Annotated in this window: 14 protein-coding genes and 1 pseudogene; 10 read left to right on the plus strand and 5 right to left on the minus strand. The window is 72.0% G+C overall.

What is annotated here, in order from left to right; translation table 11 throughout:
• Window positions 1-2: 2 nt before the first annotated feature.
• Complete coding sequence (locus tag ACIRS1_RS29090; protein ID WP_402844930.1) at window positions 3-587, minus strand: hypothetical protein; 585 nt, start codon at window positions 585-587, stop codon at window positions 3-5.
• A 207-nt stretch (window positions 588-794) separates the two neighbouring features.
• Between ACIRS1_RS29090 and ACIRS1_RS29095 the strand changes: the two genes are divergently transcribed.
• Both ACIRS1_RS29095 and ACIRS1_RS29100 read left to right on the plus strand, forming a co-directional pair.
• Complete coding sequence (locus ACIRS1_RS29095; protein ID WP_402844932.1) at window positions 795-3,515, plus strand: GNAT family N-acetyltransferase; 2,721 nt, start codon at window positions 795-797, stop codon at window positions 3,513-3,515.
• A 5-nt stretch (window positions 3,516-3,520) separates the two neighbouring features.
• A complete protein-coding gene (locus tag ACIRS1_RS29100) occupies window positions 3,521-4,192 on the plus strand; it encodes a CBS domain-containing protein (RefSeq protein ID WP_402844934.1) in 672 nt (223 codons plus the stop codon).
• Here the strand turns inward: ACIRS1_RS29100 and ACIRS1_RS29105 are convergent, their stop codons facing one another.
• Window positions 4,193-5,221: a 2-hydroxyacid dehydrogenase gene (locus tag ACIRS1_RS29105; protein WP_402844936.1), complete on the minus strand. Its 1,029-nt coding sequence runs from the start codon at window positions 5,219-5,221 to the stop codon at window positions 4,193-4,195.
• Between the two features lie 133 nt (window positions 5,222-5,354).
• Window positions 5,355-6,767 (minus strand): MBL fold metallo-hydrolase RNA specificity domain-containing protein, encoded by a 1,413-nt coding sequence (locus tag ACIRS1_RS29110; RefSeq protein ID WP_402844938.1) that lies wholly within the window; start codon window positions 6,765-6,767, stop codon window positions 5,355-5,357.
• Window positions 6,768-6,926: 159 nt separating this feature from the next.
• Between ACIRS1_RS29110 and ACIRS1_RS29115 the strand changes: the two are divergent.
• The 6 genes and pseudogenes from ACIRS1_RS29115 (at window position 6,927) to ACIRS1_RS29140 (ending at window position 10,817) form a co-directional block, all read left to right on the plus strand.
• Window positions 6,927-7,621 (plus strand): annotated as a pseudogene (locus ACIRS1_RS29115) (CBS domain-containing protein).
• 9 nt (window positions 7,622-7,630) lie between these two features.
• Window positions 7,631-8,233, plus strand: coding sequence for a CBS domain-containing protein (locus tag ACIRS1_RS29120; RefSeq protein WP_402844940.1), 603 nt, complete (start codon window positions 7,631-7,633; stop codon window positions 8,231-8,233).
• Window positions 8,234-8,247: 14 nt separating this feature from the next.
• Window positions 8,248-8,640: a universal stress protein gene (locus tag ACIRS1_RS29125; RefSeq protein WP_402844942.1), complete on the plus strand. Its 393-nt coding sequence runs from the start codon at window positions 8,248-8,250 to the stop codon at window positions 8,638-8,640.
• A gap of 71 nt (window positions 8,641-8,711) precedes the next feature.
• Window positions 8,712-9,389 carry a response regulator gene (locus ACIRS1_RS29130; RefSeq protein ID WP_402844944.1) on the plus strand — a complete coding sequence of 226 codons (678 nt, stop codon included), beginning with the start codon at window positions 8,712-8,714 and terminating at the stop codon, window positions 9,387-9,389.
• Between the two features lie 124 nt (window positions 9,390-9,513).
• A complete protein-coding gene (locus ACIRS1_RS29135) occupies window positions 9,514-9,807 on the plus strand; it encodes an SHOCT domain-containing protein (RefSeq protein ID WP_402844946.1) in 294 nt (97 codons plus the stop codon).
• Between the two features lie 29 nt (window positions 9,808-9,836).
• The gene (locus tag ACIRS1_RS29140) at window positions 9,837-10,817 is read left to right on the plus strand and encodes an Acg family FMN-binding oxidoreductase (protein ID WP_402844948.1); all 981 of its coding nucleotides are present in this window, start codon (window positions 9,837-9,839) and stop codon (window positions 10,815-10,817) included.
• A gap of 3 nt (window positions 10,818-10,820) precedes the next feature.
• Here ACIRS1_RS29140 and ACIRS1_RS29145 read toward each other — a convergent pair whose 3' ends face one another.
• Window positions 10,821-12,536 carry a GAF domain-containing protein gene (locus ACIRS1_RS29145; RefSeq protein ID WP_402844950.1) on the minus strand — a complete coding sequence of 572 codons (1,716 nt, stop codon included), beginning with the start codon at window positions 12,534-12,536 and terminating at the stop codon, window positions 10,821-10,823.
• A gap of 198 nt (window positions 12,537-12,734) precedes the next feature.
• On the opposite strand from ACIRS1_RS29145, the gene ACIRS1_RS29150 reads away from it, so the two are divergent.
• Together ACIRS1_RS29150 and ACIRS1_RS29155 are read left to right on the plus strand one after the other, a co-directional pair.
• A complete protein-coding gene (locus ACIRS1_RS29150; RefSeq protein WP_402844952.1) occupies window positions 12,735-13,778 on the plus strand; it encodes a zinc-dependent alcohol dehydrogenase family protein in 1,044 nt (347 codons plus the stop codon).
• A 27-nt stretch (window positions 13,779-13,805) separates the two neighbouring features.
• On the plus strand, window positions 13,806-14,462 hold the full coding sequence (locus ACIRS1_RS29155) for a helix-turn-helix domain-containing protein (protein WP_402844954.1): 657 nt from the start codon (window positions 13,806-13,808) through the stop codon (window positions 14,460-14,462).
• Window positions 14,463-14,544: 82 nt separating this feature from the next.
• On the opposite strand, the gene ACIRS1_RS29160 is transcribed toward ACIRS1_RS29155, so the two are convergent.
• A complete protein-coding gene (locus tag ACIRS1_RS29160; protein WP_402844955.1) occupies window positions 14,545-15,708 on the minus strand; it encodes a hypothetical protein in 1,164 nt (387 codons plus the stop codon).
• Window position 15,709 lies beyond the last annotated feature (1 nt).

The following is a 15,709-nucleotide window of genomic DNA, read 5'->3' on the forward strand; positions in this document are numbered from 1 at the left end:
AGTCAAGTGCATTTGCAGTCACTGCATACTCCGCTCGGCCCGCTCGAGATCACCTTTCCGTGGCAGTGCCTGCCGGATGGGCATTCGCCAATACAACGTTTCGCCCTTCTATCCCAATCGCACGAACGCCGGACAATGTGCTTTCCCTGTGCGACGCGACGGCCTTTCATGTTTCGAATTTCAGTTGAAATGATCTGCAGGATTTCTTGGCCCTGCAAATTTCGCGCAGGGCGGAAGAGCATTAGGCGCAATTCCGGTCTTGCGTCATTCGGGAAGACGATCCCTCTCGATCGAGAGGAGTCGAAATAGCGAGCCTCGAGCCAAATTCCACTATGGCTCTTTGGCGGGCTCGCCTCGGGCGTCTCCTCGGGGGGATGATCAACTGGAAGGGCAAACAGTTCAGCCGAATGGAATTCATCATCGCTCGCCACACTAAAACCGGGAGGCGTTTGAATATCGTCTTCCTGGGACTCGAAGCTGATATTCAACAAGTGAAGCACCTTGTCGATGGATACTGGATGCTGTGAGGCTTCCACGACAAGCTGATGTGAGTGATCCATGTAGTCGATGTCCGTCAAAATGTTCATAGTGATTCCTCTAGTCAGACTAACTGTCGAGACTTGCATAGTCCCTGCCAGACCGCAGCCCGTGTAACTCGGACGAGGGAATCGGCGGGTTGGTCCGGATGAGGGCGCTGCCGCTCGGCAGCGTGCCAGGGCCAGTCGGCCCTTTGAGGTGAGGAGCGCACGCGAGGACGCTAGAGGTGGGGAAAGCAATAGTCGAAGAGGTGCGTCATGTCCACTGTCCACCCGCCGCACGGGACCTCCGAAGCCCTTCTGGCCGACGGCACCACGGTCGAACTGCGGCCGCTCGGCCCGGACGACCACCGGGCGGTGCTGGACCTTCACGCCGAGGGGATGTCGGAGGAGAGCCGCCGGCTGCGCTTCTTCGGGGTCAGTCGCAACGCGCCCGCGCAGGCCGCGGACCGGCTGTGCGCCCCGAGGCCCGATCTGCTGGCGCTCGGCGCCTGGGCGGGGGACCAACTGGTCGGCGAGGCGGACTGCGAGCTGGTGGACGACCCGCCGCAGACCGCCGAGCTGGCGCTCGCGGTGGCCGACCGCTGGCACGGCAAAGGCGTGGCCACTTTGCTGCTAGAACACCTGGTGCACCGCGCCCGGGCGGACGGCATCTGCTTCTTCGAGGCCGACACCCTGTTCGGCAACCAGGCCGTCCATCAGGTCTTCGCGGACCTCGGGCTGCCCGTCGAGCGCCGGTACGCGCAGGGCGAGGTCAGGATCCGGGTACCGCTGGAGGAGAGCGACGAGCGCTACCGCTCGGCCGTGGATGTACGCGGTCGCCGCGCTGACATCGCGAGCCTCGCGGGTCTGCTGCGACCGGGCTCGGTCGCGGTGGTCGGGGCGTCCCGGCGGCCGGGTTCGGTCGGGCGGACCGTCCTCGGGAAGATCCGGCGGGGCGGCTTCACGGGCGCGGTCTGGGCGGTCAACCCGCACGCCGATGAGATCGACGGGGAGCCCGTGTATCCGTCCGTGCGCGCGCTGCCGGCCGTGCCGGACCTCGCCGTGCTGGCCGTGCCCGCCGGCGCCGTCCCCGGAGTGGCCGAGGAATGCGGCGCCGCCGGGGTCCGGGCCCTGGTGGTGCTCACCTCCGACCTCGACGTGCAGGAGGCCCGCGGACTGATGCGCGCATGCCGTCGGCACAGCATGCGCCTGGTCGGGCCGAACAGCCTCGGCACGGCCCAGACCGACCCCGCCGTCCGACTGGACGCCGAGTTCGGCGGCGCCTTCCCCCGGCCAGGCACCGCCGGTGTGGCCGTGCAGAGCGGCGGCGTGGGAATCGCGCTGCTGGAGCGCCTGGCCTGGCTGGGCATCGGGGTGTCGAGCTTCGTCTCGCTCGGCGATAAGTACGACGTCAGCGGCAACGACCTCCTCCAGTGGTGGGAAGCGGACGGACGCACCGACCTCGCGCTCCTGCACCTGGAGTCCTTCGGCAGCCCGCGCGCCTTCGCCCGTACCGCCCGCCGCGTCACCCGCACCGTCCCGGTGCTCACCGTCGACGCCGGGCGGTCCACCGCCGGGCGCCGGGGCGCGGCTTCGCACACCGCGGCCGCCGCGACGCCCACCGTCACCCGGGAGGCGCTGTTCCGGCAGGCCGGCATCACAGCTACCCGCAGCATCGACGAACTCGTCGAGGCCGCCGCCCTGTTGCACGCCCAGCCGCTGCCCGCACCGCGCGGCGCCGTCGCCGTGGTGTCCAACGCGGGTGGCATCGGCATCCTGGCCGCCGATGCCTGCGCGGAGGCCGGGCTGGAACTGCCCGAACTCCCGGCGGAACTCGGGAAGCTACTGCCGTCCGGAGCCTCCGTCCGCAACCCGGTGGACACCACCGCAGCGGTGGGACCGGCCGAACTCGCCCTGTTCCTCCGGGCGCTGGAGGACGAGCAGGCCATCGACGCGCTCCTGGTCTGCCTGGTCCCGACGGCGTTGTGCGCCACACCCGGCCAGGACCCGGCGCGCGCCCTGATGGAGGGCCCGGCCCGACGGCGTCTCCCGATCGCCGCCGTGCTCCTCGACCAGCAGGTGCCCGTCCGTTACCGCACCTGCGTCGACGGCGGCATGCTGCCGGCCTACTCGGACTCCGTCGCCGCCGCCCGCGCCCTCGCCCATGCCGTCGACCGAGCCCGCTGGCTCGCGGAGCCCGAGCCCGTGCCCGTCGACGCCCCGGGCTGCGACCGGCACACCGCCCGCAGCCTGATCGACGGCTACCTCACCGCCCACCCGGCCGGCGGCTGGCTCGACCCGCTGACCACCGCCGACCTCCTGGAGGCCTACGGTCTGCCGCTGACCACCTCGATGTGGGCCCGCGACGAGCACACGGCGGTCGCCGCGGCGGACGGGCTGCGCCGCCTCGGGCACGAGGGAAAGGTGGCACTGAAGGCGTACTGGCCCGGGCAGGTGCACAAGAGCGCGCTCGGCGCCGTCCGTACCGGCCTCGCCACCGACGACGAAGTGCTTGCCGCTTACCGGGAGTTCACGGAGAAGTTCGGTGCGGAGCTGGCCGGGGCGGTGGTGCAACCGATGGCCGTGCCGGGCGTCGAGCTGCTGGCGGGCGTCGTCCAGGACCAGGTCTTCGGCCCGCTCGTCGTCCTCGGCATGGGCGGCACCGCCACCGACGTCCTGGACGACCGGGCCGCCCGGCTCGCCCCACTGAACGAACGGGACCTGACCACCATGGTCACCGAACTCCGCAGCGCGCCCCTGCTGATGGGCAGCGGCGCGGCACCGCCCGTCGACCTCGCGGCGGTCCGAGCCGTCCTCGCCCGGCTGTCCCGGCTCGCCGAGGACTTCCCGGAGCTCGTCGAGGCCGACCTCAACCCGGTCATCGTCCGTCCCGACGGCGCCGTGTGCGTGGACGCCCGGGTGCGCGTCGAACGCCGCCCGTCCTTCGACCCCTACCTGCGACGGCTACGGCGCCCTTCCGCCGCCGAAGGAATGTGACCGCCGTGAAGCACAGCATCCTCGACGGCACGGCTGCCGGCACATTCCCGTCCGCCGACCCCGCACCGTCGCCGGGTCGCATGCTCGTCCGCGACTGCATGAGCCGCCCCGGCATCGCGGTCGCCCCCGGCACCGATTTCGCCACCGTCGCCGCCGTGTTGAGCGCCACCCGCCGCGGCATCGTGCCCGTGGTGACCACCGACGGCATCGTCATCGGCGTGGTCGCCGCCTCGGACCTCCTCGCCGCCTACGCCGAGCAGCACCCGAAACAGGAGCTGCCGGCCCGCGACCTCATGACCGTTCCGGCCGTCACCGTCACCGAGGGCGCGAGCGGCACCGAAGCGGTGGCCCAGGTCGCCGAGCATTCCCTGCACCACCTGCCCGTCGTGGACGCCGACGGCCGCCTGGCCGGCCTGCTCTCCACCCACGACCTGCTCGACGCCCTGCGCAGGGAGGACGAGGCCATCCGCTCGGAGGCGCTCGGCATCGCCCTCACACCGGGCAGCGGAGTCGTTCCCGGCACGTTGCACGTCCGCTGCGAACGCGGCCTGGTCTCGGTGACCGGCCGCACCCGCGCGCGCAGCGATTCCGCCGCCCTGTGTCTCCAGATAGCCCGCATCGACGGTCTGAACGCCCTCACCGACCACCTGTCCTGGGACATCGACGACACCGAGTAGTCACCATCGGTGCGGCCCCGGCCGGACGAGGGTGTTGTCGCCGCTGCGGCCGGCGAGGTGGTCCCGGATGTTCTGCACGGTCGCCGTGATGATCTGGTCCAGCGCGTCGCGGGTGAAGTACGCCTGGTGCGAGGTCACCACGACGTTGCGGAACGTCATCAGGCGCGCGAGCGTGTCGTCCGTCATGACCTCCAGCGACTTGTCGAGGTGGAAGAGCCCTGCCTCCTCCTCGTAAACGTCGAGACCGACACCGTCGAGCCTGCCGGCGCGCAGCGCGTCGACCAGCGCGTCGGTGTCGATCAGGCCGCCGCGGCTGGAGTTGATGAGGATCGCGTCGTCCTTCATCGTCGCGAGCGCCGCGACGTCCACGACGTCCACGACGTGACGGGTGTCCGGCAGCAGTGGCAGGTGGAGGCTGATCAGGTCGGCCTCGGCGAAGAGCTCGTTCCGGTCCACGTAGGTCATGCCGAGTGCCCGGCACTCGGGGTTCTCGGCCACGTCGCAGCCCAGCAGCCGCATTCCGAAGCCGTGGGCGATGCGCGCGAAGACGGCACCGATCTTGCCGGTCCCGAGCACGCCGACCGTGCGACCGTGGAAGTCGCGGCCCAGCAGACCGTCGAGGCGGAAGTCGAACTCGTGGGCCCGGACGGTGGCCCGGACGATGCGGCGGTTCACGGCGAGGGCGAGTGCCCACGCGAACTCGGCGACGGAGTACGGGGAGTAGTACGACACCCGGGCCACCGTCAGGTTCAGCTGCTCGGCCGCGTGCAGGTCGATGTTGTTGTAGCCGGTGGAACGCTGCGCGATCATCCGGGTTCCGCCGTCCGCGAGTGCGCCAAGGACCTCGGCGTCGAGCGTGTCGTTGACGCTGCTGAGGACGATCTCGTATCCGGCCGCCGTGGGCGCGGTGTAGCGGTCGAGGTCCAGATCCAGGCAGCGAAGCGGCAGGCTGCCGGGGAACGACTCGCGGAAGGCGGACTCCAGCAGCGGGAGCTCGTCGGTCAAGACGCCGTACGCGATGATCTCCATGGGTGTGCCTCCGTCGATCGGGACCGCGGCACGGCGGTCCGAGTTCACATTCGGCATCGGACGGACGGAAGGAGTGCACAGGTCGAGCGGCGGGCGCGACTTCCAGGCCGGGATTCGCCCACCTCGGGCCTCGTCAGCGGACCAGGACCCGCTCGCCCGAGCGCGGGATGACGGCTGTCCAGCCGAGTTCGCGGTCGATCCGGTCGCGCAGCGCCTCCGAGCCCTCGGGCTCGCCGTGGACGAGGTAGACCGCGCTCGGCGGCGGTGCCGGGCGCAGCCACTCGATGATCTCGGCGGCGTCGGCGTGCGCGGAGAAGGCGGGGACGTTGACGATCTCGGCACGCACCGGGACGTAGGTTCCGTACATCTTCAACGCGCGGGCGCCGTCGACCAGGTCGCGGGCACGGGTGCCCTCGGCGGCGTAGCCGACCACGACCACGGTGTTGAGGGTCTCGGGCAGCAGGCGGGCGAGATGGTGGACGACGCGGCCGCCGGTGGCCATGCCGGAGGCGGAGACGATGACGGCGGGGCCGTGGGCGCGGTCGAGGGCGAGGGAGTCCTGGAGGGAGTGGATCAGGGTGAAGGGTTCCGGGTCCAGGGCCGTCGGGCCCTCGGCGAGGACGGCCGGGCGCAGCTGGTCGGAACCGGCGGCGAAGGCCTCCCGGTAGATCTGCAGGGTGGCCAAGGCCATGGGGCTGTCCACGTACACCGGTACATCGGCCGCCAAGCGGCCGGCCCGCCGCAGCTCGGTGAGCTGGTGCAGCACGACCTCGGTGCGGTCGACGGCGAAGGACGGGATGACGACCGTCCCACCGCGGGCGAGAGTCCGTTCCAGTGCGGCGGCGAACCATTCGCGGGCGGCCGCTTCCTCGTGGCGACGGTGGCCGTACGTGGACTCCATCAGCAGCGCGTCGGCGCCGGTGAACGGTTCGGGTGGGCGCAGCAGGGGATGGACGGGGCGGCCGAGGTCTCCACTGGCGGCGAGGGTGTGGCCGTCCTCCAAGGTGAGGTGGACCCAGGCGGAGCCCAGGATGTGGCCGGCGCGGTGCAACCGGAGCACGTTGCCCGCGGTGATCTCGACATCGGTGTCCAGGGGGATGGGGTCGAACATCCGCAGCGCGTTTTCGACGTCCTTGTCGTCGTACAGCGGCTGGGCCGGCCGGTGTTTGGACCAGCCGTGTTCATTGGCGTGGTCGGCTTCCTCGCGTAGCAGGTGGGCGCTGTCGCGGAGGATGAGTTCGGCGATCCGGGCGGTGTCCGGGGTGGTGAGTACGGGGCCCCGGAACCCGTCACGGACAAGACGGGGCAGGTAACCGCAGTGGTCGAGGTGTGCGTGAGTGAGGACGACGGCGCGGACGTCGGCCGGGTCGAGCGGCAGCGGGCGCCGGTTGCGGCGGCGCAGTTCGGCCAAGCCCTGGAAGAGGCCGCAGTCGATCATCACGCGGGCGTGGTCCGTCTCGACCAGGAACTTGCTGCCGGTGACGGTTCCCACGCCACCGAGGAAGGTGATCAGGCCGGGCCGGGGTGTGCCGGTGTGTGTCGTCATGGCCGCCTCCAGCGCGGGTGCGAGGTCCTTCCCATCGTCCGGCCGTCCGGCCTCGCTGTCCTGGGCCGGGCCGGCCCTTCGGTAGGACCGTCCGGCCCTGTGCGGCCGCCACTGGCCGACGTTCAGTGAAGGAGGGGCCACCGAGGAGGAGTGAGGACGATGCAGCACCGCAGCGTCGACGACGTGATGACCCGAGAAGTCGTCACCGCTCGGCCGGACACGCCGGTCAAGGAGGTTGCGGCGCTGTTCCACCGCAACGACATCACCGCTATCCCCGTCATCGACGACCAGGGCCGACCGTTGGGCCTGGTGTCCGAGGCCGATCTGATCCGCAAGGAGGCCGTCCTGCCGGATCCGGAGAGCCGCTATCCGGGCCGCTGGCTGGACGCCAAGGACCGTGCCCGCGCCGAGGCCGAGACCGCAGGTGGGCTGATGACCAGCCCCGCCGTCACCGCCCGCCCCGGCTGGTCGGTGCCCGAGCCGCCCGTGCCATGGACAAGCACAAGGTTAAGCGCCTGCCCGTGGTCGACGCGGTGGGCCGCTTGGTCGGCGTCGTCAGCCGCCGGGACCTGCTGCAGGTCTTTCTGCGCCACGACGCCGCCATCCGCGACGAGATCAACCACGACGTGCTGGGTCGGACCCTCTCGCTCGCCCCCGGAGACGTCCGGGTCGCCGTCCGTGAAGGCGTCGTCACGATGGAGGGGCGGCTGCCGCGCCGAAGCCTGATCCCGATCACCGAACGGCTCTGCCGGGCGGTGGACGGTGTGGTCGCCGTCCACGCCACCCTCGACTGGACCGAGGACGACAGCGAGCCGGCTCTGGAACACCCCCGCGCCTATCGCGCGGCGTCCTAGGAGACCACCATGACCAGCACACCGAGCACTGTCGCCGACGTCATGACCCACGCCGTAGTCGCCGTCGGCCGCGACGCGGACTTCCGCGAGATCGCCGAGACCCTTCAGCGCTGGCGGGTCAGCGCCGTCCCCGTCCTGACCGGTGACGGCCGGGTGGTCGGGGTGGTCTCCGAGGCCGACCTGCTCAGCGCACGGGACCGCGACGGCGAGCGTGCCGCCGCCCTGACCGCGGGGCGGATGATGTCCGTCCCCGCGGTCACCGTCCACCCCGGCAGTCCGCTCAACGAGGCCGCCCGGGCGATGGCCCGCGGCCACCTCAAGCGGCTCCCGGTGGTCGACGAGGAGGACTACCTGGTCGGCATCGTCAGCCGCGGCGACCTGCTGAAGGTCTACCTCGGCGACGACCGCGAACTCGCGGACCGAGTCCGCTTCGAGCTCGTCGCCAGCCTCGGCCCGAGTGCGGCGGTGGACACCGACGTCCGCTCGGAGAACGGGCGGATCACCCTGACCGGCGGCCTGCCGGACACCGTCTCCGTCGGCGTCCTGGAACGCCTGGTGCGTTCCGTGCCCGGCGTGGTCGGCGTCGAGCTGCGGCTCCCCGCGTCGGCCTGAGCGGAGGCGCAGGAATGGTCGTGCTGGTCGCGGTCGACGGAGGTCCGGCAGGCCTCGCCGCTGCTCGTTGGGCTGCCGACGAGGCCGTCCGTCGCGGCTCGCTGCTCCGCTTGGTGTACGCCTGGCCCTGGCTGCAGCATGCGGCGCCCGGACTGCCCGGCGTCAGCGAGGTTCGCGGTCGGGCGGTCGGCATGCTGGCGGACGCCGCCGAACGGGTACGGGCGGATCACGCCGGGCTGGAGATCACCACCGCTCTGCTGGACGGGCACGTGCCCGAGGGAATCACGGCTGCCGCAGCCTCGGCCGAGCTGCTGGTGCTCGGCCGCACCGGGCACCACCTGGGCCCGGTCACCAGAGCGGTGATCCACCACGCGCGGTGCCCGGTCGTCCTCGTGCCGTTCGACTGACGCGGTGCGCCGGACGGCACGAACGCGCAGAATCGGGGGTGTCACATCCCGCTCACCCCTCGGAGCCGGCCATGGACGCGCCCCAGCCCGTTTGCGTCTTCCTGCTGGACGACCATGAGGTGGTCCGCCGGGGCGTCCGCGACCTCTTGGAAGCCGAGGACGACATCAAGGTCGTCGGCGAGGCCGGCAGCTGCGCCCAGGCCCTCGCCCGAGTGCCCGCCCTGCGTCCGGACGTCGCCGTGCTCGACGTCCGGCTCCCGGACGGTGACGGCGTCACCGTCTGCAGAGAACTGCGCGACAAGATGCCCGGACTGGTCTGCCTGATGCTGACCTCCTTCGATGACGACGACGCCCTGCTCGACGCGATCATGGCGGGCGCGGCCGGCTACGTCCTCAAGCAGGTCAAGGGCGCCGACCTGGTCAGCGCCGTCCGTACGGTGGCCTCCGGCCAGTCCATGCTCGACCCGGCCACCACCCACAAGCTGATGGAGAGCCTGCGCCACCACGAGGAGAGTGAGAGCGATGCCGCGCTCGCCGGGCTCACCCCGCGCGAGCGGGAGATCCTCGCCCTGGTGGGTGAGGGCAAAACGAACCGGCAGATCGGCAAGGAACTCTACCTGGCCGAGAAGACCGTGAAGAACCACGTCTCGCGGCTGCTCGCCAAGCTGGGCGTGGAGCGTCGACTCCAGGCGGCCGTCCTCGCCGCTCACGCCGAGCCCGATCCGCAGCACCACCAGCGCCCGCACTGACCGGCCCGCGCTGAGCAGCCGGGCCCGAGTGGGCCCGGAGGTGGTGCCGAACGGCCCAAGCGGTACGCCCCCCCCGTCGCACGGTGGAGGTGTTCGACCTCCCGTCACGGCTGAGGAGACGGCGATGATGTACTGGAACGACGGCGGCATGAACGGCTGGGGCATCGGCCTGATGACCGTGAGCATGCTGCTCTTCTGGGCGCTCGTGATCTTCGGCGTGGTCGCGCTGGTACGGCATCTGGGCCGGACGGCTCCGCACAGCTCGTCGGCCCCGGTGCGCCCGGTGGCGCCTCCCCAGCGGACCACCGCGGAACAACTGCTTGCCGAACGCCTCGCCAGGGGCGAGATCGACCCTGACGAGTACCGGACCCGTCTGGACGTCCTGCGTGGCGGCGGTGAGCCGCCCGTCTCCGGCTGACTCCGACCGACCACACCCTGGAGGCGGTCATGCCCACCCTCGCCTTCGACGCCCTGACCCTGGAGAAGCTCGTCTCCGCGGCGGTCGCGGCTCCCTCGATCCACAACAGCCAGCCCTGGCGCTTCCGGCTCCAGCCGGACACCTCCACCCTGGAGGTGTGGGCCGACCGCAGTCGGGCCGTCCCGGCCGCAGATCCCCAGGGCCGGGCACTGCACATCTCCGTTGGTACGGCCGTCCTCAACCTGCGGATCGCCGCCCGACACCTCGGATGGGCACCCGAGGTCCGCCTGCTGCCCGACCCGGGCGAACCGGAGCTGTTCGCCACCGTCCGGCTGGACGCCCCGGCCGCCGCAGGCACCCGGGGCATCGACAAGCTGTACGAGGCGATCTGGCACCGGCACTCCACCCGGACGCCCTTCACCGGCAAGCCGGTTCCACAAGCCGTCCTCGACGAACTCGCCACCTCCGCACGGGCCGAGGAAGCCCTGCTCCACCTGCCCGACCACGAGGAGACCATCCGACTCCTGCACCTCACCGCCGAGGCCGAACGCCGCAACACCACCGAGGAGGCCCAACGCACCGAGAGTCGCAGCTGGATCCGCACCGGGGAGGCACCGCCCTACGGCATCCCGGTCGACGCGCTCGGACCCCAGGACGCCGTCGGCCACCTGCCGATGCGCGACTACTCCGCTATCCACGCCGCCGAACACCAGGCTCCCGCCACCTTCGAGGCCGAGCCGCGGATCGCCGTCCTCGCCACCGAGGACGACACCCCGCAGGACTGGCTGCGCGCCGGTCTCGCCCTGGAACACGTCCTGCTCGCGGCCACCGCCCACGGCGTCCGCGCTTCTCTGCTGCACCAGGCGATGGAGTGGCCCAACCTGCGCTGGGAGGCCCGCGACCCGCGCCGCGGCCCCGGCTATGTCCAGATCCTGATCCGCCTCGGTTACGGACCCGAGGGCGCGCCCACTCCCCGCCTGGCACCCGGCGACGTGCTGGACCAGGCCTGACGCCTACCTGTCGGGCAGCGGGACGCGCCACACCAGTTCGGTGCCCCCTTCCTGGCGCGCACCTGCGGCGAAGGTGCCGCCCAGGGCGGTGGCCCGGTCCGCGAGGTTGGCCAGGCCACTGCGGCGGCCGCCCTCGGGCAGGCCGACTCCGTCGTCGCTGAGCGTCACGGTCAGCTCCTCGCCGACGGTCACGGTGACGTCCACGGTTGAGGCCCGCGCATGGCGGGCGGCGTTGGACAGCGCCTCCTCCAGGACGGCGACCGCCGCGTCGGCGACCTCGGGAGGCACGGTGACGTCGAGCAAACCGCTCATCCGCAGCGCCGGGGCGAAGCCGAGCGGACGGGCGGCGCGTTCGAGCACCTCGACGACGCGGGAGCGCAGACCGGCCGCTGCCGGGCCCTTCTCGCGCAGACGGAGACCGAAGATCGTGGCGCGGATGGCCCTGGCGGTCTCGTCGAGGTCGTCGATGGCCCGCAGGACGCGGCCGGTCGCCTCCGGGTGGTCGATGAATCGAGTGGCGCCCTGCAAGGTCATCCCGGTCGCGAAGAGGCGTTGGATGGCCAGGTCGTGCAGGTCGCGGGCGATCCGGTCGCGTTCCTGCAACAGTGCGACCTGCTCGGAGTCGCGGCGCCGCTCGGCCAGCTCCATGGCCACCGCCGCCTGGCCGGCGAAGCCGAGCAGCGGAGCGGACTCGTCCTCCTCGAACAGTGGCGCACCGGCGGCCCTGGCCAGGAGGAGAACGCCGCGGATGCCGCGCTCGGCGGTGCCGACCGGGACCGCGAGTGCCGGGCCGAGGCCGCGCCAGCGCGGTGGGCCGGCCGTGATCCGGGGATCGTGCAGGACATCGGGGCTCACCACGAGCCCGCCGGTGCGCAAGGCCGTCCCCATGAACGAGCCGTCGACCGGCAGCACGAGACCCCGGTGCTCGTCCTCGCCGAGGCCGGCGGCGATCCGCACCTCCAACTCGCCGGCGCCGGGCAGCGGCACGGCGACGACGGCGAGGTCCGCACCGGCGATCTCGGTCGCGCGGGCGAGAAGCAGGTCCAGCACCTCCTGCTCCGCGCTGCCCGACAGCAGGCTGCTGGTGACCTCGGCGCTCGCCTGCAGCCAGCGCTGCCGCTGCCGGGCCCGGGCGTAGAGCCGGGCGTTGTCGATGGCCACTCCTGCGGCGACGGCCAGGGTGGCGAGGACGGACTCGTCCTCGGCTTCGAAGTCGCCACCGCCGCGCTTCTCGGTCAGGTACAGGTTGCCGAACACCTTGCCGCGGATCCGGATCGGCACCCCCAGGAAGCTGCGCATCGGCGGGTGGTTGGCCGGGAAGCCGTAGGAGGCCGGGTGGTCGGAGATCCGGCTGAGCCGCAGCGGCTCGGGGCGGCGGATCAGTTCCCCCAGGATGCCGTGGCCGGACGGCAGGTCGCCGATCAACTTGACCTGGTCGTCGGTGATCCCGACCGGGATGAACTGGGACAGTCGCTGGTCCTCGCCGATCACGCCGAGCGCGCCGTACTCGGCGTCCACCAGGGTGACCGCCGCCTCCACGATGTGCTGGAGGGCCTGGGACAGCTCCAGATCACGCCCGACCGCCAGCACCGCCTCCAGCAGGCTGTGCACCCGGTCACGGGTCCCGCGAGCGGCGTCCAACCTGGCCTGCAGCTCGTCCAGGAGCTCGTCCAGCTGCAGCTTCGGAACGGGTGCGGAACCTTCCGACGCGCTGCCCAAGGGGTCCTCCCTGGCTCGCCCCCCATGGCCCACTCACCAGGGTAGGCGCGCCCGTCACGGTGTGGCAGGTGCGAGGGGGGTCCAACGGCCCACCCCGAGGACCCGCCGGACCCATGGCGACGGGCCCCGCCGCGCAGAACGCTGGAAGGGCGGACGGAACCGTCCCGGCTCCGCCGCCCGAGAGGAGCCACCACAGCCATGAAAGCGCTCACCTACCACGGACCCGGCCGCCGCACCTGGGGCGACGCCCCCGACCCGACCGTCCGAGACCCCGAGGACGCCGTCGTCCGGGTGGACGCCGTCACCATCTGCGGCACCGACCTGCACATCCTCAAGGGCGACGTCCCCGAGGTCACCGAAGGCCGCGTCCTGGGCCACGAGGCCGTCGGTACCGTTACCGAGACCGGACCGGGCGTGCGCACCGTCACCGCCGGCGACCGCGTCCTGGTCTCCTGCATCTCCGCCTGCGGCCGCTGTGCGTACTGCCGCACCGCGAGCTACGGGCAGTGCACCGGAGGCGGCGGCTGGATCCTCGGCCACCTGATCGACGGCTGCCAGGCCGAGTACGTCCGCACCCCGTTCGCCGACACCTCCCTGCACAAGCTGCCCGACGCTGTCAGCGACGAGGACGCCCTGCTGCTGGCCGACATCCTGCCCACCTCGTACGAGGTCGGCGTCCGCAACGGCCGCCTCGGCCCGGGCGACACCGTCGCGATCGTCGGCGCCGGGCCGATCGGCCTCGCCGCCGTCCTCACAGCCCGGCTCTACAGCCCCTCCCGCACCATCGCGATCGACCTCGCCCAGAGCCGCCTCGACGCCGCCAAGCGGTTCGGCGCCGACACGACCCTCGCTGCCGCCGAAGCCACCCCGGAGGCCGTGCGGGCACTCACCCGGGACGGACTCGGCGTCGACGTCGCCATCGAGGCCGTCGGCGTCCCCGAATCCTTCGAACTGTGCACCCGCCTGGTGCGCCCCGGCGGCCGGGTCGCCAACGTCGGCGTGCACGGCAAGCCGGCGGTGCTCCACCTCGAGGACCTCTGGATCCGCGACGTCACGATCACCACCGGCCTGGTCGACACCCACAGCACCCCGCTGCTGCTCGACATGCTGGCCGTCGGCCGACTGGACGTCGGCGGGCTGGTCACGCACCGCTTCGGGCTCGACGAGATGCAGGACGCCTACGACGTCTTCGCCGACGCGGCCGACACCGGCGCGCTCAAGGTCGCGCTCTTCCGGACGTGACCCGCCATGGACGGAGGAACCGCCACCATGACCGAACGTCCCGACCCCGTCGCCATCGCCATCGCCCACCGGATCGTCCAGCGCCGCGACCAACTCGGCCTGAGCGAAGCAACACTGGCCTACCGTGCGAACATGGCACCGGCTTACCTGCGTCAACTCCTCAGCACCGGCCCCCAGTTCGACCCGCCTGCCTTCGCCCGGATCGCCGCCGCGCTCGGGACGAGCTGGCCGGAGCTGCTGTCCGGCCACCGCCCCGACGCACCGCCGGGACAGGCCGACGCCGAGCCGCGCCCACTGTTCCACCTGACCGAGCCGCAGTGCTGGGAACTCATCGGCAGCCACGGCGTGGGCCGGGTCGGCCTGCCCGTGGGGCCGGCACCCGTCGTCCTCCCGGTCAACTACGCGGTGGACGCCCGCACGATCGTCTACCGCACCGCCCCCAGGGGCTCCGCCGCCCCTGCCGAGGGCTCGCCCGCCTCGTTCCAGGTCGACCACATCGACGACCACCGCAGCGACGGCTGGAGCGTCCTGATCCTCGGCGAGGCCCACCACATCGACGACCCGCAGGAGCAACACCGGCTCGCGGCGCTACCGGGAGCCACACCGTGGGCCGGCGGCTCCCGCCCGCTGTGGGTGCGCATCCGGCCCGCCGAGGTCACCGGCCGCAGAATCGGCACGGGGTGAGCGTTCCACCGTCGTCGCCGGCCACATCGGCGGCCAGGGCGTCGGCCGGCGCGAGGCCGCAGAGGGTGACGGCGACGACGAGTCACCGACGCGCGGCGTCAGAGAGTGCGCCGGTAGGAGCCGGCGAAAAGCGCTGCTCAAGCGGATTTCCTGCGGGCGAGCCAGGGTCGAACGGGGACTTTTCGAGCACCCCATGTGCGTGCTCCAGCGCTTCCTCCAGCCGGTCGCGCAGGGCGTCCGGCAGTGTGGCGGAGCCCAGTGCGCAGGCGGCGAGAGCCCGTTCGAGTGTCGCGCCCTGGACCGGGTCGAGACGGCGTCGGACGCCTTCGTGGTTGAGGAGGTCGCGCAGCGCGTAGCCGTCGCCGGATTCACCGGTTCGGCTGGTCAGGCGGGCAAGGAGGTTTCGGGCGGCGGATGTGTCGGGGTCGGCGGCGTCGAGGGCGGTCAGCGCGAGGCGGGTGGTGAAGACAGCCAGGCCCTCGTCCGGTTCGAGGGCGAGGCAGTGGCCGAGCGCTCGGTCGGTTGCCCGCTGGTCGCCGGGGCGGCACACCGCGGTGAGCACTGCGGTGACCGCGTCCTCCCACGGTTCGCCCGGCTCGGTCTCCTTGAGCAGGGCGAGCGCGCCGGGCAGGTCGCCGGTGGTGGCGCGGGCGAGGACTGCGACCTGGCGGCCGTCGAGGATACGCCGGCCGATGCCGCGGTGCTTTTCGATGTGGTGCAGGGCTTCGCTCCAGTGGCCGGAGGCGGTGAGGGCGCGGGTGCCGTCGGCGATCACGATCCGCCACAGCCACGCCCGTACCTCGGCGCGCTGCTCGTCCGTCTCCGTCAGTTCGGCCGGGATGGTGATGCCGTCGAGAACGGTCTCGGTGGAGGTGGTGACGGCTTGGTAGAGGTCGAGGAGGAGTTGGTGGCCGCGCTGGTGGTGGCCGGCACGGATGTGGAGGCGGGCGAGGTTGACGATCGGTTCCAGCCCGCGGATGGTGCTCATCGCCGGCAGCGGCCCCCGGGGGAGGTAGAGGTCGGCGTGACGGTGGCACAGCTCGCGCGCGTACTCGGGCAGGCCGAGGTCGGAGGCGAGGAGCGCGGTCTGGTTGAAGACGGTGGATGCCTGGCCGGGATCTGCCTGCCGGGAGGCCGTGTCGGCCAGCTCGCGGAGCCGGCCGACACGGGCATCCAGGGGCAGGCACGCCGGCCGGATCCGGGGCACCAGCGGGAAGCGCTGGGTGATCGGTCCGGTCGGGTGCACG

Source organism: Kitasatospora sp. NPDC101176, from assembly GCF_044768035.1.
GTDB lineage: Bacteria > Actinomycetota > Actinomycetes > Streptomycetales > Streptomycetaceae > Kitasatospora.

Bases quoted from the DNA above. Each gene is read 5' to 3' on its own strand.
- ACIRS1_RS29105 (WP_402844936.1), bottom strand. From the start codon at position 5,221: ATGGAGATCATCGCGTACGGCGTCTTGACCGACGAGCTCCCGCTGCTG.
- ACIRS1_RS29150 (WP_402844952.1), top strand. From the start codon at position 12,735: ATGAAAGCGCTCACCTACCACGGACCCGGCCGCCGCACCTGGGGCGAC.
- ACIRS1_RS29130 (WP_402844944.1), top strand. From the start codon at position 8,712: ATGGACGCGCCCCAGCCCGTTTGCGTCTTCCTGCTGGACGACCATGAG.
- ACIRS1_RS29110 (WP_402844938.1), bottom strand. From the start codon at position 6,767: ATGACGACACACACCGGCACACCCCGGCCCGGCCTGATCACCTTCCTC.
- ACIRS1_RS29140 (WP_402844948.1), top strand. From the start codon at position 9,837: ATGCCCACCCTCGCCTTCGACGCCCTGACCCTGGAGAAGCTCGTCTCC.
- ACIRS1_RS29155 (WP_402844954.1), top strand. From the start codon at position 13,806: ATGACCGAACGTCCCGACCCCGTCGCCATCGCCATCGCCCACCGGATC.
- ACIRS1_RS29125 (WP_402844942.1), top strand. From the start codon at position 8,248: ATGGTCGTGCTGGTCGCGGTCGACGGAGGTCCGGCAGGCCTCGCCGCT.
- ACIRS1_RS29095 (WP_402844932.1), top strand. From the start codon at position 795: ATGTCCACTGTCCACCCGCCGCACGGGACCTCCGAAGCCCTTCTGGCC.
- ACIRS1_RS29135 (WP_402844946.1), top strand. From the start codon at position 9,514: ATGATGTACTGGAACGACGGCGGCATGAACGGCTGGGGCATCGGCCTG.
- ACIRS1_RS29120 (WP_402844940.1), top strand. From the start codon at position 7,631: ATGACCAGCACACCGAGCACTGTCGCCGACGTCATGACCCACGCCGTA.
- ACIRS1_RS29090 (WP_402844930.1), bottom strand. From the start codon at position 587: ATGAACATTTTGACGGACATCGACTACATGGATCACTCACATCAGCTT.